This is a genomic window from Rickettsiella endosymbiont of Xylota segnis (assembly GCF_964019545.1).
Lineage (GTDB): Bacteria > Pseudomonadota > Gammaproteobacteria > Diplorickettsiales > Diplorickettsiaceae > Aquirickettsiella.
Map to the genome: position 1 here is coordinate 872,391 of NZ_OZ026451.1, position 20,607 is coordinate 892,997.

The following is a 20,607-nucleotide window of genomic DNA, read 5'->3' on the forward strand; positions in this document are numbered from 1 at the left end:
TTTCAATACAATAAAAAAGGAATTATGCATGCTTATTAAATTTTCCGACTCTACTGCCAGATTATTAAAAACCTTAGCTTTTCTCAATGAATTGAATTGGTCGGATGAAACTGAAACTACATTAGATTTAACGAGTATTAAACAGCTAAAAGGTTGTCGTACAACATTAGTGTGGGATTGCCTCAAATTTATTAAAAAATTAGATGCTATAGCAACAGCTAACGTTAATGAAAAGACTTTTGCTTCAGAAAGTATTAAAGTACTTATAGAAAAACTTAAGCAATATAAAATCAGTTGTGAGCGCTATCCACGCTTCAAGGAGTTTTTAAATATCATTCCAGATAACACTAGCGGAATAGTTGGTTTTACGATAATTGCCGGCGCGCTCGCATCAATTGCATGTCCCCCTTTAGGGGCCATTCCTCTATTTATTTTTTCTTGGGTGTTGATGGATTTATTTTTTAATAATCGAGAAGCTGCTAAAAACCTGCAAGCAACATTGTATATATTTGAAGATGATCTCAGAACAATTGATTCCGCAAATAAAATTTTAAAAATTAAAGTACAACCCACTCCAACTGCAGTTCAAACGCACTCTTCCTCACCGATAACGATTACTGCCGGCACCAGTCATTCACCGAGAATGTATAACAGTATTATTAAGGACAACCCGCACAATAGTAACATGAATTCTCCATCCACTAGTTTTACTCCAAATTTGTAATGCTTTAAATGGCAGTTCAATATAGACTGCAAACAATTTTGTGAGCAAAATATTAATACCCTTAAAACCAATAGTTAAACATGGCTCTGCTTAGTATTTCAAAATAAAATCTGATTATCGGCTTAATTAGTTATGGGATAAAGTTTAGGGGCAGCGATTACTTACAGACTTTATTCAGCGCATAAAAAATATTAGTTTAGTTTTTTATGCACTATTATTATAGTCAGGATTTAGCAAGGGATAATTTATGTTCAGCCACTTGGTGCTCCTCTGGGGTGGGTTGATTTTTTATGCATAAAACTTACAAACATTCTTCTCAAATCCTTATTGAAATTGCTCGGAACAAACACTTAAAAAATAAAGATTTAAGCTTTGCTTATCTTTTACAGTTAATGGGGAAGCGTGCGTTTGGAATGGGTTTATTACTATTTTCCTTACCCAGCGCATTACCCTTCTCCACTATTCCGGGTGTTGCGTTTGTTTTCAGCCTACCTATTGTATTATTTTCACTGCAAATGATGTATGAAAAAACTACGTTATGGTTACCAAAAATCATTGCTAATCGTACTATAAACCATAAAAATTTAAGCAAAATTATTCATGCAACGGTTCCTTATTTGAGAAAGATAGAACGATTTCTAAAGCCACGTTGGCCATTTATGACTTCTCGAGCCATGGAGGTTAGCAACGGCATTACCATTTTTTGTTTAGCCTTGTTATTAATTTTACCCATTCCGCTGAGTAATTTTATATTTGCATTATTGATTATTATCTTTAGTCTTGGAATCATAGAAAAAGATGGTATTTTTATTACCTTGGCTTATGTTAGTACGCTAAGTTACCTTGCCTTTGTTTCAACATTTATTTTATCGGCTATTAAAATTATTTTCTGATAAAAAATTTAAATCGTAAATTCATTTTAAATACTCACCTTCGCTAGCAAAAAATTAATCGACACTATTTAATACTCATGGGATTAAAGATTCTAAAGATAGTGATGTGTTTTTAATCTGTAAAATGCTCGACTCGCTTTTTGGTTTTTTGTAGCCAAGGCGATGAGATTTGCACAAATAATAATAATAATAAACAGAGATGAACCGATTAAAATAAGTAAAACAATCTGAATTCATTGCCAATCGCTTGGTACCGTAAAAGGAAAAAAGAAGCCTAATTTTATTATTAGGCATCTTTTAATAAATTAATTTATTTTACTAGCTTTATACCACTTCTACCCGAAGTGTAAAGGCAACATCCGGAGTCCAACCTGCGTTATGTGCGTAACATTTAATAAATTTCCAATTGTAAATTACGCCATTTTTATTTTTACCATCATCCAATTAATCGCCCACGTCATTAATCCTTTAATTGGAAAGCCTGCTTCTTCAAGACAATTAAATGTACGTCCTAAATCTTGTGGATTAATGACATAAGCTGTTGCAGCCACTTCGACATTGGCAGGAAGTCCAATAACAAGTTTATTAGCAGGAATATAAGTAAAGCCTCGACTTACAGTAACAAGGCTAAAAATACACTTAATAATTAGCTATTTTTTAATACTATTAACTATTTTTTTATTATTTAATATGAAGAAGCTGATCTATTCGAAAGGTGCAAACTGAAAATTGTTAGCGATTATAAAGTCTAGGTGCCCTGTATTATAATATTCATAAATGACATTTTTTCAGGACTTGAATAAAAATTTATTACACTCTACAAAGTTGCATAAATAATTTTTATAAAATAAATATTTTCTTATTTCATTAAATGCCTAAGAGGGTAACTTTACTCCTCTTAGGCGTGTTTTTAACCTTTTATAAACGTATTTACATTTGAATTTTGGGGCTCAGAATCATGAGAGGGGTGAGGTTTTTCATTGCATTTTTTATGATAGGTAACATCGAGTTCAATATGTAAAGGTATTTTTATACAAGTCGGAAAACAACAACATATTTTTTCTCTATTCATAATTTTACTCCGTTAATTAAAAATATTTTATTATAATTTTACCTAAACTATTAAAGGATTTACAAATACATAATAAGCTTTGGGGTCGACTTTTCATAAAATGACTATTTATAAATAGCTTAATCGTTCCCTAAAAGTACTAAATACAGGAAAGAGTAGAAATTTTATTTTCCTGCGAATTTAAAAAGAAGGGATTTTATGCAAACTCAAATTAATAGAAAGTTAAGAAAAGGCATTGCACTTATGCTTTGGATCCGCATTAAGGACTAAAAATTACTTCCGATAAAAAACTTATCGGAAGTTTGATTGGTTTACGAATATGTCTTGATTAAAGTTTCTCGACTTCTCAAAGCGGTAACCCTATTCAATTCGTATCTGTCGCATCAAGGACAACTTTTTATTAATAATAATCTTATTCTGCGTAAACATTAAGCAAACTGACGCACCCTTCTACTATGACGACGCTGCCAAGCAATTTTCCGTTGGATTGCTATTAAATACTCTTGCATTGAAATAGGTTTTTGTGGTAAAGGTGGAATTTTACGGCTAAAGGAATGTAATGAATTCCATACGGACCGGCTAGGCTGTACGGGTAATATTCCATTAGCTTCATATTTTACATATAACTCCTTCAGATCTTTTCCATTTTGTACAAACAACTTTAACATGCGTTTAAGCATCGCTCCAGAATCAGTATTTCCAACCAGAGTATCGACATTTTCTATAATACCTTCCAGATTGGTTGCAATAATCTGATAGGCCACTGCCATCGCTTGTACAGCATTGACTGATTCGCTATTTCCAATGATTAAAGTATCTAATTGGCCATTGACAGTTTGTAATAAGGCGCAAGTTTGTTGTAATACGTTATACCGAAGTGCCGTTTCCTTTAATTCCTGACTGGCTTCATCTCTGTTTTTTTTGGCAATCCCAATAGCCGTTCCTCCTCCTGTAGTGATGAGGGTGCCTGCGCCAACAATAGCAGTAGATGCCCCGCCTGAAGGAAGCTCTAACAAAACACCCACTACAATAACTAAAGCACCAACAACTGTCATGATAGCTCCACCGGCAATAATCGCGTTGTAACTGCTTATAGCTGCTTCTAAAGCGTCCATTGCATCTTTCAATTGCTTCATTTCACCCGTATTCGAATTATATTTTATATCGGCTTGCTGTTTTATTGATTGAAACGCTACACCATCTTCACTAATGAGTACTCGAAAATCCTTTAATCCATTAGTAACCTCAGTTATTTTTTTACTTCGGGATACTGCCTCATCTTTTAAGAGACCTATTTCTGATACAAAGTTATCTTTAGCCCCTGAAATATTATTGACCACATCATCGACAAGATTATCAATATCATTTTCATAAGTAATAATAAGATTACAATATTGTTTTCCATTTGAATTAATCCCGACTACTTTTTCATTTAGGTTACTCAACCAAAGGTTAGCATGTTCTTGTGCGTCTTCTTGAATTTTAGAAACATTTTGAAATTCGGGATCAGGCGGCATCACAATCGCCTGAGTCGTTGTTTGAACACAGTAATTTTGTACGATAGCACCTTGCGAAAAATTAGCAGATGAAAAACATTCCGTATCCTCAGGAATGATAGGTTGTTCACTTAATTGCTGGAAATAATCATCTTGCGCCCTAAGCGATAAAAACGAAAAATCTATAGTACTTTCCCTTATTAGTTTATAGGTGTCTATACTCTTTGCATTTTCTAGTACAGTTGACAAAGTAGTAATGCTATCTAATTTGTTTTTTGGTACTTGGGTACAATACTCTGTATCCGATTTTACTAAATTTAACATATTTTTTCCTTTTAAATTAATTATGCATACTTAAACTAAGGGCAACGAATCCTAGCCCATTTACGAGATCCTCCCAGTTTTTTTGTAGGATCATTAGCTGACGCCGCAATAAGCGGGGTGTATTCTCAGAATCAATATTGTCTAATATTTCAGCAATTCCTGAAATATTATTTACAATAAAGACACATGTGCTATTAGACGTGGAAACACTGGCTAATAGTGTATTACATTCATTGCGCTCAATGATTAGACTTTGCTGTTGTTTCTTTTGAAAATCTAATCTGTAGTAATTTGAATTTAATTCTGCAGTTTTACGATTTAATTCTTCCTGTTTTTGGGTTTTCTTATAGGCCACTTCCTGGATTAAGATAGGAAGCCAACCACAAAAAATAGGTATAAGACATAGGAACCACCACCATCTTAAATTATCTAGTTCTTGCTGTAATACATGAATTTCATCTACTAATAGGCTTACTTCTCTAGAAAGTTGCCCTTGTTCTATTTCTAATTGATTAATTTCTGTCGCTAAATTGCTTATCCTTTTTGAAATTTTTTCACGTAAACTGTTTAATTCGTTTTGGCTGGACTGTGCTAAGATTTGAATGTCTTGCACATTGATAGAAATATCGTCAAGTAAGTTTTTAAATTGATTAATTGCTGACGCATTACCATCACCGACTAACTCTATGAGTTCGAATAACTGATTACAATTTTTATTAAATTGACTATCATAGCTCTTAACTTTATCTACTAGTGGTTGAATAATAACTTCTGCTTCTCCACCTTTTGAATTTGTTATCTTAGCAAGTTGTAAGATGTTTTCATGAGTAATGAATACAGATGCTTTCGTTTGAATATTTTGTCTCGCTAATTTTTCATAAATTTTTGTATGGTTTTGATGCACTTTTAATTCTTTACAATCACATGACATTGTTTATTTCCGAATAAGTTTGAATGCGAGATAACTTAAAAAAACTCTCAAATTAATAGTTTTTTATCGTTTATCTAATAGCAATTTAAATCAAAGAAATTATATCTACAACTGCATAATACGGTATAAAATTAAGTTATAAATACACGGGATAAGAACTTGGTGTTTGTTTTAAATCCTTAAACTGTTGATCCCCAAGCTAATTTGCGCTGAGCCAAAAGGCAGCGTTCGTTGAAAAAATTTGGTGTCGAATATTTTAAGTCAGCAATTTAATGCCTTTAAGTTTTTTTGGGTTAAGAACTTAGAAGCTTTGAGAAGTTGTAAACTCGAAAGAAAATATTGGATGCTTAGGTGTTTGATAACTAATACAGCATCTCAAAACCCTAGCCCACACTATTCAAAGCGTGTCGAATCAACGATTCTAAGGATAAGTTAGTGTCTTTAATCTGCAATACCGCCCGACTTGCCTCTTGAGCCTTATAGCCTAAGGCAACTAACGCAGAAATTGCGTCCTGCTGGACATGTTGTAATGATCGAATAATATTTTTATCGGATTCTATAGATTGGTTATGGGATAAACTTTTTAAACGATCCCGCATTTCGATGATTAAGCGTTCAGCAGTTTTTTTTCCAATACCCGGAACTGCCTGCAAAGCACTCACATTTTGTTGCTGGACACAACGAATAAATTCTGAAGTTTCTATTTTTGATAAAATACCTAGAGCAACTTTGGGTCCTACACCATTTACTTTTAATAATTGCGTAAATAATGCCCGCTCATCGGCTGTGCTAAATCCATACAAAAAATGGCCGTCTTCACGCACAATAAACTGTGTGTATAAAAAAACTTTTTCTCCACATTCCGGCAATTGATAAAAAGTATGCATCGAAGCTTGCACTTCGTAGGTAAACGCATCGGCCACTTCAACTAATAAATACGGTGGCTGTTTTTCAATCAGTATGCCGCGCAATCGATTGATCATCGTCTTCTTCCTCGGCGAAATCCTTGTTTAAGTCCTCGCTTTCCCGTTTGCCGCGCTTGCGCATGGCAAATCGCGATCGCCAATGCATCGGCGGCATCGGCTTGTGGTGAGCGATCGAGATTTAATAACAAGCGTACCATATGTTGTACCTGTTGTTTACTCGCGGCTCCGTAACCCACCACTGATTGTTTGACTTGCCGCGCAGAATACTCGCTGACCATTAATTTAGCCATTGCTGCTGCCGTTAACGCAGCGCCTCTGGCTTGACCTAATTTTAATGCGGCATTCGGGTTAATATGCATAAACACTTGTTCTATGGCCACTTCATTCGGTTTATATTGAGCAACGATATTTTGTAAACCGGTAAATATTTTTTCCAGTCTTTCAGAAAAGCCAATACTTGCGATTTTAATGCAACCGCTATCGAGATAGTTTAATTGTGAACCTGCAATTTGAATAACGCCATAACCAGTAATACACGAACCCGGATCAATACCTAAAATAATTATGTTTTTAGCTAAGTTATGGCTTTGTTGATTCAACATTAAGCTTGATTAGTATAGACATTTTGCACATCGTCTAAATCTTCTAGCATATCAATTAAATGTTCCAGTTTTTCTTGATCCTCAGCATTCAGATCAACTTTCGTACTCGCCAACCAAGTCACTTCGCTATTTGCCAAATTTAATTTTTTTTCTTGAAAAAGTTTAGTTAAGACGGCTAATTGACTTTCTTCAACCCAAATATCAATACTATTATCAGGATAAGTAATGGCATCTTCGGCGCCTGCCTCTAAAGCAATCTCCAAAATTCGCTCTTCATCGGAACCGGGTGGGAAAGTAATCACACCTTTTTTACTAAATAAATAAGCAACCGATCCTGTCGTGCCTAAATTACCGCCAGATTTGCTAAATGCGTGACGGACTTCAGCGACGGTGCGATTGCGATTATCGGTTAAGGTATCAACTAAAACAGCAACGCCTTTAGGTCCATAACCTTCATAACGAATTTCTTCCATTTGCGCACCATCTAAGCCGCCAGCACCGCGCTTGGTGGCACGATCAATGGTATCTCGGGTCATATTAGCCGATAAGGCTTTATCAACGGCCAAACGCAAACGTGGATTACTATTTAAATCAGCGCCTCCCATTCTAGCAGCCACTGTAATTTCACGGATCAATTTGGTAAATAATTTACCGCGTTTCGCATCTTGTTTATTTTTTCGATGCTGGATATTTGCCCATTTACTATGTCCTGCCATAACAACTCTCTTATAATTATACCTTACTTAAACTATATCCATCGGGTATTATAAATTGCCTTCACAAAAAATTTGATTATATTGGATCGCCGTCACTAAGGACGTCATGGGTAATAACCAAATTAAACCGATACCTAAGGTCATCAACGCTAAAAGTCCAAATACTAAACTGGTTACAATAATCAAACCAACATTTTTAAAAAAATGCTGGTTTACTGACTGAAACGCCAAACTTAAACTTTCTTTCCAGGTTAGTTTTTGATCTAAGATCAGTAACACAGTCATATAGACGAGGATCGAAAAGTAGAAATATAGAAAGAAACAGATAAAAAAAATAAGCAATAAAAAAATGCTGCCGAAACCTGATCCTAGGAAAACAATCGGTTGTTTAAATAACGCGCTATGTAAAAAAATATTCGTGCCAGAGAGGATAAAGCTATTAAATAGATAGAGTAACAATGCAATAATTAACAACGGCCGCCAAGCGTGACGGAATTCAAATACCATATTCCCATGAATAGCTTGCTTACGTAAATGCTGTAAAGCCATATAGGCTAACGAAGCGGTTAATAAAAAACGTAATACTTCAACGATAGCAACAACAATAAATTTAAGCCCTAGCTTTAAGTTATACAAAAAGCCTGCATTATGGGCACTTGCCAATGACAATATAAACACATCATATAAGGCCAATACTAAACCTAGTACTAGGCAAGCTGCCGCCATCACCAGTATGAAGTAAAGAAAACCTAGCCAAAAAGCGGCTTTCATTCCCTTTACCCGGTACCAAGCCTCCAAAAAGATGGCTTTAATTGGAATACGGTAATCACCGCTAATCGCTTTGCTAAAATTTACAGTAGTAGAATTTGGCATAAACTTAATAATTATCCGAAAAAATGTGCTTACCCAGGATAGCATGCAATGCAACTGCGATGACTATAAGCAACAAAGACGCCAAAAACCAAATTTTTAATACACGATTGGCTTTGCGCGCTTTGCGTGAGTATTATCTTTTTATTAGCTATGATTGAAATCAGCTCTAACGACCTACGACAAAAAAACATAAATCAAATAATTAGCAGATTCAATCGACACAAATGTACTCATATTATTATTAATGGCTTTAAAAGCGCAAGCTAAACTCGCTCTAAGTGTCAAATTTTGCACTAAAACAGGTAAACTCGCCAGAAAAGCAACTATCGTTAATAGTTTGTGTAAAACTATGTGAAAAAAATTAGAGGTATCTGACAATGCCCTATACACGTCACATGGAAGCCATGATAAATGCATTGCTTAAAAAACAAGCGTCCTGTTTAGAGAATCTGTCCTCTATATAGAAAATTTAAAAATTCGAAGACGAAGTTAATAAATGAAAAAAACATTACTGATTACATAATCTGAATGTGGTTGTTTTAAAACCCTCTGGGGGGGGGCAACAGCTCGAGAAGCCGTACAAATGCTAGTAACTGGAGAACTTGATCACGGATTAAAAGAATGTGGAATTTTGCTTGAAGATAATTCAAACTTAATTCAGTTAAAGGGTGAATCTTCCAAGAACTTTAAAAAATTATCGCTTGAGAATAATACATTCAATACGCAAATGTGGAAAAAATCAGCGGGGATTGCATCTAGTGAAAAAAAAATAAGCAAAAAGGCAAAAATCTCATTGAAAAGATCTTATTCCAAGCAAGGACAGGAGCAAGTGAACTCAATGCTTATATCCAATAAAAAAACTTATTATGGGATATGATTTTACAGAGATACAGGCGCATTCAATAAATAACCCAACATTTTTTAGTGGCAATTTCAGCCAATAAGTGGCACACCCGCGTTGCTTTTACAACTGCGGATGGCAATTAGACATAATAGCGCCCTAGCGTTTTTATTTTTTACGAATCTGTAGTGATAACTCTTTTAATTGTTGCTCGGAAACTGGACTTGGCGCACGCGTTAATGGACAACTCGCCGTCTGGGTTTTTGGAAAAGCGATAACATCCCGTATGGATTTCGCTCCGGTCATCAACATTACCAAGCGATCCAAACCAAAAGCCATACCACCATGCGGTGGACAACCAAATTTAAGTGCTTCGAGTAAAAAACCAAATTTTTCTTTTTGTTCGGTTTCATTAATATTTAATAAATCAAATATCGTCGACTGCAAATGCGTATCATGAATACGTATTGAACCGCCTCCAATTTCATAGCCATTTAATACCATATCGTAAGCTCTTGATAAGCATGATCCAGGATTGGCTTGTAACTCAGCAGCATCGTTAACTTTAGGCGCAGTAAAAGGATGATGTAAGGCTTGCCAACGTTTTTCTTGTGCATCATATTCAAATAAGGGAAAGTCCACTACCCATAAAGGCGACCATTCATCCTTAACACAGTTAAATTCGTGACCCAATTTGACACGTAAAGCACCCAAGGATTCACTGACCATTTTTGCTGTGCCAGCCCCAAAGAAAATAATATCGCCACTTTCTGCTGTGACACGTTGTAATATGGCCTCGACTGTCGCCTCTGGAATAAATTTTAAGATCGGCGACTGCAGACCTTCCAGTCCCAATGCGCGATCGACAACTTTTATATAAGCCAAACCTTTTGCGCCAAAGATAGCAACGTATTGCGTATACTCTTCAATGGCTTTACGACTTAAATCGCCGCCTTTGGGAATACGCAATGCTGTCACTCGTCCTTGTGCATCATTCGCCGGTCCTGAAAAAACTTTAAATTCGATGTCTTTAACCAAATCAGCAATGTCGACTAATTCAAACGGAATACGTAAATCGGGTTTATCACTACCATAACGTTGCATCGCTGTTGCATAAGTCATGCGCGGAAAAGGATTGGGTAAATTCACATTTAATAATTCTTTGAATAAGTGACGAATCAATGCTTCATTGAGTGTTTGGATATCCTCTTCATTACAAAAGGACATTTCCATATCCAGCTGCGTAAATTCAGGTTGTCGATCGGCGCGTAGATCCTCATCGCGAAAACAACGTACGATTTGGTAGTAACGATCAAATCCGGACATCATCAATAATTGCTTAAATAATTGCGGTGATTGTGGTAACGCATAAAATTCACCGGGATGAACGCGACTTGGCACCAAGTAATCACGCGCTCCTTCGGGCGTCGCTTTAGTAAGCATCGGTGTCTCTATATCTAAAAATCCTTTTTCTTCAAAAAAACGTCGCATCAATTGCACGACGTGTGTCCGCAAGCGAAAACGTTCTTGGACTTCTGGTCGTCGTAAATCCAGATAGCGATAGCGCAAGGCGACTTCTTCACTCACCGGTGTATAAGCATCGATAGAAATCGGTAATGCTGCTGAAGTATTTAAAATAATGAGTTGGGTCGCTTGTAATTCAACCGCTCCAGATTTTAAATTGGCATTTTCGGTGCCTTTCGGACGCAAACGTAGCTTTCCGCTAATTTGCACCACATATTCGTTCCGTAGCGTTTCCGCTTTTTTAAACAACTCAGCAGGTTGATCTGGGTTAAATACTACTTGCAGTAAGCCGCTACGATCGCGACAATCGATGAAAATGATGCCACCATGATCACGACGATGGTGTACCCAACCGCAGACTTGTATGGTTTCATTGACTAAGTTTTGGTTTATTTGCTGGTTATAGTGTGTTCTTTGCATAATATTTTTAATCTAAGAGGATTTTTCACCCGATTTATCAGTTTTGCTAGTTTTTTCCGTGGGTTTTGCAGCGATAGTGTCTTTGTTTTTCTTTTCAGTGGTGTTACTTTCCTTACTCGTTTCCGCAGGTTTACTCGCGTCCTCAGTTTTAGCTTTCTCTGCGTTATCCACTTTTTTAGCCGGTGGATTTTTAAAGTCCGTCACATACCATCCACTGCCCTTTAAATGGAAAGCCGCTGCTGAAACCAATTTCTTCAGTGCAGGTTCTTTACAGACCGGACAATCGGTCAAAGGTTCTTCACTAAAGGTTTGTATCGTATCAAAAGTATGCCCGCAGGCCTTACATTGATATTCATAAATTGGCATAGGTACCTCAATTATTTTTTCAGCGGTGGTATTGGTAATGTAAAGACAGCAGCTAAATACGGTTACCCCTTACACGCTGTCAGGATATCCAAGGCGCATTTTAATCTAGTGTGTAGACTTTAGCCAGAGTGTAAGCTTGAGAAAAGCATCCGTGCTTTTCTTTGCTTATTTTTAAGGACTTGTAGAGAAAGAGTTTAAACTCTTTGATAAATCTTCTACTGAAGTATTTATGGGCCTAAAAGGATGAAAGAAATCACAACGATGTGGCTGCGATGATGGATTCGCAATATAAACACTTTCACTAACAAGCGGTCCATTCATAAAAAAATCAGCTAATTTTTCGAGTAATGTATTAATCGCTTTACATAGCTTATCAATAATTGGCCGGTTAGAATAAGGTAACTGCATTAATTGGAGTCGTAATTTTTCTAGACATTCTTGGAGTTCGCGAAGAATTTCTTTTTCAGCTGGAGTATAGAATTCTTTATCATTGATTAGCTGATTAAGTTCCAATTTAATAGTATTTATACTTGAAATTAATAATAGAGTTTGAATAGATAGAGTTTGAATAGATAGATCATCAAAAATCTTATCAAGAGATTGATTTATATTTTCTATACCAGTAATTATTTTTTCTAAGAATTCTTTTTTATTCCGCTTCTCAGAGCTCTCACAGAATGAGGTTTGAACAGCGACATTTTTTTCTTTTGACATAGCGACCTACCTTTTTAGCTAGTAAGTTAAAATCTATCCTTAAAAAGACTAACTCCTCGTAACAACCATAATAAGTATAACAAAATTAAGGGTACATGGCTGCAACAAATCGATCAATCTAATTACTCGTTGAAAAAATTCACTTTATTCTTTATTTAAGATAAAAGCGACTCTGATTTTGCAGTCATATTATTCTCGTGTAAGCTTTAGCAAAAGTATACTCATTTTAATAAAGGCTAGATATTATGCGCAACAGTCATATCTATTTACTCAACACTCGAAGAAGCACCCAACGACGTCGCGTCATTAATCGGCTTTTTAATCCAGTGTTTACAGTTTGGCCAGTGTCGTTACTAGTTTTATAAAAACTATATAATGCTTAAAGATGAAAATCTTGAATTAACGTATCCATTTTTGTTGAATCCTCAACTGATGACTGATAATTTTGCTTGCATTTCTCCCATAAGCTAGTAACAAATTGATTTTTTTTTCTATAAAATTGGCTTGTTAGCGTTGAAGTTGCTGAACTCGTAATTAATTGAGATGATAATTTACTTTGTCTGCAGGATTGCCATAAAGAAACAGCCAATTTATTTTTTTTAATATAATCAGGTGCTTCTTCATTTAGATCGCTTGAAGAATGTAGAAAAATAGGCGTTAAAAACCCATAACCATGTCTAGACATAGCAAAACTCAATAGTGTATCTTTTTTACGTTGATATATATGAATGTTAGCTACTTGCGCAATCAATTGTTTAAACTTTTCTAAATCATTAGCGGAGATAGCTGAAAATAGATCCTCACTTTTTATTTCATTCGCCACTAATTCACTTGCTTCAGACACTTGAGTTTGTTGTTCAAGTTGTTTAGGTGTTGATGAAGGTAATGCCTTAAGATCTTTTTTTCCTTGATCAATAGAATTCCAAATGAGTAATAAAATTTTATTATTTTTAATATACTGAGGTTTTTCTTTAAGATTCGACAATGAATAATATTGTAAAATAGGATCGACAAGGTGATACTTTCCATAAGTACATGCCGAACTCAGAGGGGTATAAGAAACAAATCCTGAAATATTATTTATATTTAAACTTTCTATATGCACATCCGCTTGTTTTTCTACTAATAAATCTAAGGCTTGTTTACTAGTAACATAGTGCAATGGAGCCAAACCGAATCTATCATGCGCATTAACATCAACATCTTGATCTATAAAATAACTGATTTTTTTAAGATCATTCAATTTGACCGCTGAAAATAGAGTATCTTCATTATTATTAGGTTGACCTGCGCCTATTCTTTTTAATTGCTGGGTTTTGTTAGCAGCAGGTTTAAACATTTTATTAAATCCTTATAAAGTTTGTATTTTTGTAATATTATGCATTAAATGTCAATTTTGTCTACACACAGTAACGAATTAAATTAGGCTGTATAAGCCCTATAAGTGAATTAGTAATTCTCAACCAGCAGTTTTGCATAAAGTCCATTCTATAGTAAGCTCTAAACCACTTTTACGATCATTTTTAGGTTAATGTTATGCGCAGCAGTCATTTGTATTTACCCACGCTCAAAGAAGCACCGGCCGATGCCGAAGTCAAAAGCCATCAACTGATGCTGCGCGCGGGTATGATCCGTAAATTAGCTTCTGGGATTTATACCTGGCTGCCATTGGGTTTACGCGTATTACGCAAAGTCGAAAGCATCGTGCGCGAAGAAATGAATCGCATCAATGGCCAAGAGGTACTGATGCCCAATCTGCAACCGGCTGAGCTTTGGCAAGAATCGGAACGCTGGGATGCGTATGGGCCGGAATTATTGCGTTTTACTGACAGGCATCAACGTTGGTTTTGTTTTGGGCCTACACATGAAGAAGTCATTACCACGTTAGTACGTAACGAAGTACGTAGCTATAAACAACTTCCCCTCATTTTTTATCAAATACAAACTAAGTTTCGTGATGAAATTCGTCCACGTTTTGGAGTCATGCGCGCACGAGAATTTATTATGAAGGACGCTTATTCGTTTCATCGCGATAAAGCTTCATTGGCTGAAACTTATCAGGTCATGCATGATAGTTATTGTCGAATTTTCACGCGTTTAGGACTAAAATTTCGTGCCGTGTTAGCCGATACCGGTAACATCGGTGGCAGTCAATCTCAAGAATTTCAAGTATTGGCACAAACCGGCGAAGATCAAATTTTTTATAGCGATAACAGTGATTATGCCGCGAATGCTGAACTCGCAGAAAGTTTAGTCACTGATCAACGCCCTGCTCCTAGCGCAGCACTCGAGAAAGTAAAAACACCCAGTACAAAAACAATTGCCAAAGTGTGTGAGTTTTTAAAAATAGACCCGCAACATTGCGTCAAGTTACTAATGGTAAAAGGAAAGAAACATCCTTTAATTGGTCTTATACTCCGCGGTGATCACGAATTAAATCCCACTAAGCTGGCGAAAATAGTAGAGATCGCACATCCACTCACATTTGCTGAAGAAACTGATATCTTAGCTTTAACTGGCGTCCCTGTTGGTTATTTAGGTCCAGTCGGTTTATCGATACCGTTATTTGTGGATCGATCAGCAGCGGTACTTGCCAACTTTGTCTGTGGCGCTAATGAAGAAGGATTTCATTACACCAACGTTAATTGGGAACGTGATTGTCCACTTCCCTCAATAGCAGATTTACGCCAAGTGCAAGTCGGTGATCCGAGTCCTGATGGAAAAGGACATTTAAAAATGGAACGCGGTATCGAAGTCGGCCATATTTTCCAGTTAGGTAATAAATACTCTCGCGCCATGGATGCTAACTTTACGGCCGAAGATGGTAACCAACTCCCCATGGAAATGGGCTGCTATGGTATTGGTGTATCACGCATCGTCGGCGCCGCTATCGAACAAAATCATGATGAACAAGGTATCATTTGGCCCGACGCCATGGCTCCGTTTCAAGTGGTGATAGTACCGATTGCTTATCACCGATCTGAATTGGTAAAACAAGCCGCCGATGCACTTTACCAACAGCTTAGCGAGGCAGGCATGGATGTTCTATTAGATGATCGCGCAGAACGTCCCGGTTTGCTATTTGCTGATAATGATCTGATCGGCATTCCGCATCGTTTAGTCGTCAGTGAAAAAACTTTACAAGATAAAATCGTTGCCTACAAAGCCCGAACTGAAAAAAATGAACGAATGCTGCCCATTCATGACATCTTAAGTTTTTTGCAAAAAAAAGTTAACTTTATAAAAATTGTTCCATAGAGATCAATCAGCAGTAAAATCTACTACATTTTTTTATTTAATTAAAGCGGGGAAAAGTAAGTGAACTATTGGTTAATGAAATCTGAACCCACGTGTTTTAGCATAAAGGATCTAGCCAAGCGTCCTCAACAAACTGAACCATGGGATGGTGTACGAAATTATCAAGCACGAAATTTTTTGCAAGCGATGCAAAAAGGCGATCTGGCTTTTTTTTATCATTCAAGTTGTCCCACGCCAGGTATTGTTGGCATGATAAAAATAGTGAATACCGCTTATCCGGATAAAACTGCTTTGCAGGTAGATGATCATCATTATGATCCTAAAAGTTCAGTCAGTAAGCCGCGATGGGTTAGCGTTGATGTAAAATTAATACGAATTTTTAAATCGATTATTTCTTTAGAAGATTTAAAAACTCAAACTGCACTAAAAGGAATGCGTTTATTACAAAAAGGAAACCGATTATCGGTTATGCCGCTAACACCCTTCGAATGGCAACATATTCTGGCTCGAGAACATAATCTATAAATTTAAGCATTCGAGCTCTATTTAAAATCATCGCTATTTAATATAATGATCTCTACTCCAAGTGCAAGTTGAGTGATAACACAATCAAAGATTCAAGTTCGAAAAATAGTTACTCATAGCAATGGGATTTTTAGCAAGGCGTCGTGATAATTAGCAATCGGAATGTATTGTGTACATAAGGATTGCGATCTGCGCGATACACAGACAATGTCAAGTTCGAAGAGTAAACGTAAAAATAATAATTAACTTAGGGAAAAGTAAATATGTCCATTACTAATTGGCCTGCAAAGGAACGTCCACGTGAAAAATTAATCTCTCAGGGTGCCGCCTTCTTATCTGATGCTGAACTATTAGCGTTATTCGTTCGTACCGGTGTCCGCGGAAAAACTGCCTTAGACATTAGTCGCGATCTCCTATTGCAATTTGGAGGTTTACGTTACATCGTTGCGGCCAGTTTGGAACAATTCTCAAAGACACTCGGTTTAGGTCTGGCGAAATATGTCCAGATTCAAGCCGCTAAAGAATTAGCAACTCGCTGTTTGCAAGAAAATCTCGAGCAACGTAGCACCTTTGAAAATCCACATGATGTCTATCACTATTTAACGCACAAGCTGAGAGCTTACCCTTATGAAGTCTTTAGCTGTTTATTTTTGGATAATGCTCATCGCTTTATTCATTTTAAAGAACTTTTTCATGGTAGTATTAATGAAGCCGCCGTATACCCTCGCGAACTCGTCAGGCAGGTATATCAACATAATGCCGCAGCGGTCATTTTGGCACACAATCACCCATCCGGTATTGCAAAACCCAGTGAAGCAGATAAAAGGATTACACAAGAAATTAAATCTATTTTAGCGCCGATTGATGTACGCCTTTTAGACCATATCATTATCGGAGAAGGCTCCATAACCTCTTTTGCCACACAAGGTTTGTTGTAAATCTTTTGACAGTTTGCTGCATTTTTGGTATAAAAGCGGGCATTCTATTAAAGATAATCTGCATTGGGGACTATTATATGGCTAGGGTCTGTCAGGTAACGGGTAAAAAACCCATGGTGGGACACAATGTATCTCACTCTAACCGAAAAACTAAACGTCGTTTTCAGATTAACCTACACGTTCGTCGCCTTTGGGTGGCTACAGAAAAACGCTTTGTTAAATTAAGAATAACGGCAGATGGTCTGCGTACTATTCAGAAGCAAGGCATTGATAAAGTACTGGCTACGCTACGTCAGCGTGGCGAGAAAGTTTAAACGGGAAAAAGCACATCATGCGTGATAAAATTAAATTAAAATCTACGGCCAGCGCTTATTACTATACAACCAGTAAAAATAAGAAAGCCACACCGAATAAATTAAAATTTAAAAAATACGATCCAATTACCCGCAAACATGAAATGTTTGAAGAAGATAAGATTAAATAGTTATCTCCATCCATTTTAAGCCTGCGAAAGGAATCCGTCTATTTAGCAGGCTTATTTTAAAACCCATTTCCTGAAAATTCACGCTTATTCATGCTTAGTTTCCGGACGCATCAATGGAAACAAAATAACGTCTCGAATCGAAGCTGAATCGGTAAATAACATCGCTAATCGATCAATACCAATTCCCTCCCCGGCAGTAGGAGGTAGGCCATATTCCAATGCTTGAATATAGTCTTCATCATAAGGCATTGCTTCTAGATCACCCGCAGATTTCGCTAAACTTTGTTGTTTGAACCGCGCTGCTTGATCTTCTGGATCATTTAACTCAGAAAATCCATTCGCTAATTCTCGACCACCGATATAGAGTTCAAAACGATCCGCTAATTGTGGATTTTCATTATTACGTCTAGCCAAAGGCGAAACATCAATAGGATACTCAGTAATAAACGTAGGTTGCTTTAATTTTTGTTCCACTGTTTCTTCAAACACAGCAAACTGTAATTGTCCGATAGAATCACTTGCTGGAATCTCCAAATCAGAGGCAATTTTTTGCAAGGATGCTAATAGTGTAATATCTTGCAGCTGCCACTGCGGATTATATTCAAGTATGGCTTTAACCACGCTTAAACGTTTAAACGGCTTGGTCAAATCATAGGTTTCACCCTGATAAGTCAATTGTTCGGTATCCAAAATAGTTTGCGCTAACTCGCGAATTAATTGTTCGGTTAAATCCATTAAATCGTGATAATCGGCATAAGCTTGATAAAATTCCAGCATTGTAAACTCAGGATTATGTCGAGTCGAAAGGCCCTCGTTACGGAAATTACGGTTTATCTCAAAAACTTTTTCCATTCCACCCACAACTAAACGTTTTAAATGTAATTCTGGCGCTACACGCAGAAATAACTCCATATCTAAAGCGTTATGATGCGTGATAAACGGTCTTGCCACTGCACCACCAGGTAAAACATGCATCATTGGCGTTTCTACTTCAACAAAACCCCGTTGGTTTAAAAACTGACGAATCCCGCTGATCAGTTGAGAACGTATTTGAAAAGTTTTTCGAGTTTTTTCATTGGTAATCAAATCTAAATAACGTTGTCGATAACGTTGTTCCTTATCCGATTCTGAAAGTCCATGAAATTTATCCGGTAAAGGACGTAAAGATTTACTTAATAAATAAATCTTTTCAGCCTTAATGGAAAGTTGCTTGGTTTTAGTACGAAATAATACGCCGATGATGCCAACAATATCTCCCAAATCCAAACGTTTAACAGCTTCAAAATCTTCTAATCCGATAGCATCTTGTTTGACATAGACTTGTATTTTGCCAGACATATCTTGCATATCTAGAAATAAACTTTTACCCATATCGCGCTTTAACATAATCCGACCAGCAAGACGCACAGTCTGATTTTTTTGCTGTAATAGTTCAGTATCAGCCTGTTCATATTGGCCATATAAATCAGCTGCTAAACTATCCCGACGAAAATGATTCGGGTAAGCCTCTTTGCCGTTGCGTAATTCGTTTAATTTTGCCAAACGTTGCGAAAATAAATCTTCAGCATTATTCGTTATCGTTACTTTTTCGTGGCTCATGATAAATGTTTCCAAACTTACAGATTTTTAAGCATTCTAGTTTAGCAGATGATGGTAAGGAAAAAGCAATTATTCCCAGAGATTCATATTCACAGCAATTGGATTTTTGGCAAGTGTCGCGTCCATGTTTAATCACATTATATGCAATAACCATTGCAAATTAAGCGCAACATAGTCAAAAATCCCATTGCGAAGAGTATTATAAGCCTTCTTTTAAACTCGCCAATAAAAAGAGATTTATTCCTCCATCAAGTACCGCTTGAACATTGTGTGTTTCGACACCCGTGCGTAAATCCTTGATGCGCGCATCATCTAAAACATAAGAACGTATCTGGCTGCCCCAACCGATATCTCGTTTCAAAGACTCTTGACTTTGTTTCTCTTCAGCGCGCTTACGCATTTCCAACTCATATAATTTTGCACGTAATTGTTTCATCGCTTGATCGCGGTTTTTATGCTGTGAACGATCACTTTGTGATTGCACCACCACACCACTAGGGATATGCGTGATACGCACTGCCGAATCAGTACGATTTACATGTTGTCCGCCTGCACCACTGGCCCGATAGGTATCAACACGCAAATCGGCTGGATTAATCTGTATATCGATAGATTCATCTACTTCTGGCGATACAAACACCGCTGCAAAGGAAGTATGTCGGCGTTTATTGGCATCGAAAGGTGATAAACGCACTAAGCGATGTACACCCGTTTCGGTACGTAACCAACCATAAGCATATTCACCTTCAAATTTAATCGTAGCACTTTTTATTCCAGCTACGTCGCCGGCAGAGACTTCAATTAAATCGACCTTAAAATGATTTTGCTCTCCCCAACGCAGGTACAAACGTAATAACATTTCTGCCCAATCCTGTGCTTCAGTGCCACCCGAACCGGACTGTATTTCCAAATACGCAGAATTTTTATCTAATTCGCGCGGAAACATCCGCCTGAATTCGAGTTGTGCTAAACGCGCTTCCAGTGTTTGCAATTCTTGAGGTAAGGTCGCTAAAAGATCTTGAGCATTTTCAGTTAAAGCTAACTCATAGAGATCGTTAATATCATTTAGTCCTTTGGCTAATTGTTGAAAGGTATCAACTATCTGCTGCAATTGCGCGCGTTCTTTGCCTAATTGTTGAGCTTTTTCAGGATGATTCCAAATGTTTGGATCCTGTAATTCGTGATCTAACTCTTGAAGTTTTTCAAGTTTGGTGGGATAGTCAAAGGTACCTCCGTAATTCCATGCTACGGTTTTCAAGTTCTTTGATTTTTTGAATGATAGGCGCCGATTCAAACATAACTGATAAAATAATATGAACTAAAAAAAATTATTTTTAATGTACCCGATTTAAGAGCGGAGTCAGTATACTCACGTCAACCA

The 20,607-nt window shown here is 36.8% G+C and carries 21 protein-coding genes; 8 read left to right on the top strand and 13 right to left on the bottom strand.

All coding sequences use genetic code 11. The annotated features are described in order from the left end of the window. Positions 1–28 precede the first annotated feature (28 nt). Positions 29–724 carry a hypothetical protein gene (locus AACL18_RS03980; protein WP_339051561.1) on the top strand — a complete coding sequence of 232 codons (696 nt, stop codon included), beginning with the start codon at positions 29–31 and terminating at the stop codon, positions 722–724. A 290-nt stretch (positions 725–1,014) separates the two neighbouring features. After that, the gene (locus AACL18_RS03985; protein WP_339051562.1) at positions 1,015–1,617 is read left to right on the top strand and encodes an exopolysaccharide biosynthesis protein; all 603 of its coding nucleotides are present in this window, start codon (positions 1,015–1,017) and stop codon (positions 1,615–1,617) included. A gap of 413 nt (positions 1,618–2,030) precedes the next feature. Here the strand turns inward: AACL18_RS03985 and AACL18_RS03990 are convergent, their stop codons facing one another. The 7 genes from AACL18_RS03990 to AACL18_RS04020 all read right to left on the bottom strand — a co-directional run bounded on the left by AACL18_RS03990 (position 2,031) and on the right by AACL18_RS04020 (position 8,557). Continuing rightward, positions 2,031–2,168, bottom strand: coding sequence for a hypothetical protein (locus tag AACL18_RS03990; RefSeq protein ID WP_339051563.1), 138 nt, complete (start codon positions 2,166–2,168; stop codon positions 2,031–2,033). 949 nt (positions 2,169–3,117) lie between these two features. After that, entirely contained in the window at positions 3,118–4,509 is a 1,392-nt protein-coding gene (locus AACL18_RS03995) for an HBL/NHE enterotoxin family protein (RefSeq protein WP_339051565.1), read from the bottom strand. Between the two features lie 16 nt (positions 4,510–4,525). After that, complete coding sequence (locus AACL18_RS04000) at positions 4,526–5,440, bottom strand: hypothetical protein (protein WP_339051566.1); 915 nt, start codon at positions 5,438–5,440, stop codon at positions 4,526–4,528. 383 nt (positions 5,441–5,823) lie between these two features. Then, the gene (gene ruvA, locus AACL18_RS04005; protein WP_339051567.1) at positions 5,824–6,423 is read right to left on the bottom strand and encodes a Holliday junction branch migration protein RuvA; all 600 of its coding nucleotides are present in this window, start codon (positions 6,421–6,423) and stop codon (positions 5,824–5,826) included. After that, positions 6,420–6,968, bottom strand: a complete 549-nt coding sequence (ruvC, locus tag AACL18_RS04010; RefSeq protein WP_339051568.1) for a crossover junction endodeoxyribonuclease RuvC — start codon at positions 6,966–6,968, stop codon at positions 6,420–6,422. Before ruvC ends, ruvA begins: the two co-directional genes overlap by 4 nt. Beyond that, the gene (locus AACL18_RS04015; protein WP_339051570.1) at positions 6,968–7,684 is read right to left on the bottom strand and encodes a YebC/PmpR family DNA-binding transcriptional regulator; all 717 of its coding nucleotides are present in this window, start codon (positions 7,682–7,684) and stop codon (positions 6,968–6,970) included. Before AACL18_RS04015 ends, ruvC begins: the two co-directional genes overlap by 1 nt. Before the next feature lie 48 nt (positions 7,685–7,732). Next, complete coding sequence (locus AACL18_RS04020; protein WP_339051572.1) at positions 7,733–8,557, bottom strand: hypothetical protein; 825 nt, start codon at positions 8,555–8,557, stop codon at positions 7,733–7,735. A 583-nt stretch (positions 8,558–9,140) separates the two neighbouring features. Between AACL18_RS04020 and AACL18_RS04025 the strand changes: the two genes are divergently transcribed. Continuing rightward, positions 9,141–9,434: a hypothetical protein gene (locus tag AACL18_RS04025; protein WP_339051573.1), complete on the top strand. Its 294-nt coding sequence runs from the start codon at positions 9,141–9,143 to the stop codon at positions 9,432–9,434. Between the two features lie 132 nt (positions 9,435–9,566). On the opposite strand, the gene aspS is transcribed toward AACL18_RS04025, so the two are convergent. The 4 genes from aspS to AACL18_RS04045 all read right to left on the bottom strand — a co-directional run bounded on the left by aspS (position 9,567) and on the right by AACL18_RS04045 (position 13,761). Then, a complete protein-coding gene (gene aspS, locus AACL18_RS04030) occupies positions 9,567–11,342 on the bottom strand; it encodes an aspartate--tRNA ligase (protein WP_339051574.1) in 1,776 nt (591 codons plus the stop codon). A 12-nt stretch (positions 11,343–11,354) separates the two neighbouring features. Continuing rightward, positions 11,355–11,708: a zinc ribbon domain-containing protein gene (locus AACL18_RS04035; RefSeq protein ID WP_339049482.1), complete on the bottom strand. Its 354-nt coding sequence runs from the start codon at positions 11,706–11,708 to the stop codon at positions 11,355–11,357. A gap of 171 nt (positions 11,709–11,879) precedes the next feature. Further along, positions 11,880–12,422, bottom strand: a complete 543-nt coding sequence (locus AACL18_RS04040) for a hypothetical protein (RefSeq protein WP_339049483.1) — start codon at positions 12,420–12,422, stop codon at positions 11,880–11,882. 379 nt (positions 12,423–12,801) lie between these two features. Further along, on the bottom strand, positions 12,802–13,761 hold the full coding sequence (locus AACL18_RS04045; protein WP_339049484.1) for a hypothetical protein: 960 nt from the start codon (positions 13,759–13,761) through the stop codon (positions 12,802–12,804). A 197-nt stretch (positions 13,762–13,958) separates the two neighbouring features. On the opposite strand from AACL18_RS04045, the gene AACL18_RS04050 reads away from it, so the two are divergent. From AACL18_RS04050 to rpmG, 5 genes are all read left to right on the top strand, one after another. Continuing rightward, complete coding sequence (locus AACL18_RS04050; RefSeq protein WP_339049485.1) at positions 13,959–15,680, top strand: proline--tRNA ligase; 1,722 nt, start codon at positions 13,959–13,961, stop codon at positions 15,678–15,680. Between the two features lie 60 nt (positions 15,681–15,740). After that, on the top strand, positions 15,741–16,205 hold the full coding sequence (locus AACL18_RS04055) for an EVE domain-containing protein (protein WP_339049486.1): 465 nt from the start codon (positions 15,741–15,743) through the stop codon (positions 16,203–16,205). A 263-nt stretch (positions 16,206–16,468) separates the two neighbouring features. Further along, positions 16,469–17,143: a RadC family protein gene (gene radC, locus AACL18_RS04060; RefSeq protein ID WP_339049487.1), complete on the top strand. Its 675-nt coding sequence runs from the start codon at positions 16,469–16,471 to the stop codon at positions 17,141–17,143. 77 nt (positions 17,144–17,220) lie between these two features. After that, positions 17,221–17,457: a 50S ribosomal protein L28 gene (rpmB, locus tag AACL18_RS04065; protein ID WP_339049489.1), complete on the top strand. Its 237-nt coding sequence runs from the start codon at positions 17,221–17,223 to the stop codon at positions 17,455–17,457. 17 nt (positions 17,458–17,474) lie between these two features. Next, positions 17,475–17,627 carry a 50S ribosomal protein L33 gene (rpmG, locus tag AACL18_RS04070; RefSeq protein WP_339049490.1) on the top strand — a complete coding sequence of 51 codons (153 nt, stop codon included), beginning with the start codon at positions 17,475–17,477 and terminating at the stop codon, positions 17,625–17,627. Between the two features lie 84 nt (positions 17,628–17,711). On the opposite strand, the gene lysS is transcribed toward rpmG, so the two are convergent. Both lysS and prfB read right to left on the bottom strand, forming a co-directional pair. Next, positions 17,712–19,226, bottom strand: coding sequence for a lysine--tRNA ligase (gene lysS, locus AACL18_RS04075; RefSeq protein WP_339049491.1), 1,515 nt, complete (start codon positions 19,224–19,226; stop codon positions 17,712–17,714). A 199-nt stretch (positions 19,227–19,425) separates the two neighbouring features. Continuing rightward, positions 19,426–20,524, bottom strand: a protein-coding gene (gene prfB / locus AACL18_RS04080; protein ID WP_339049492.1) for a peptide chain release factor 2 whose coding sequence is annotated in 2 segments (ribosomal slippage) — positions 19,426–20,448 and positions 20,450–20,524 — 1,098 coding nt in all. Because the reading frame shifts where the segments join, the coding sequence is not laid out codon by codon here. Between the last annotated feature and the right edge of the window lie 83 nt (positions 20,525–20,607).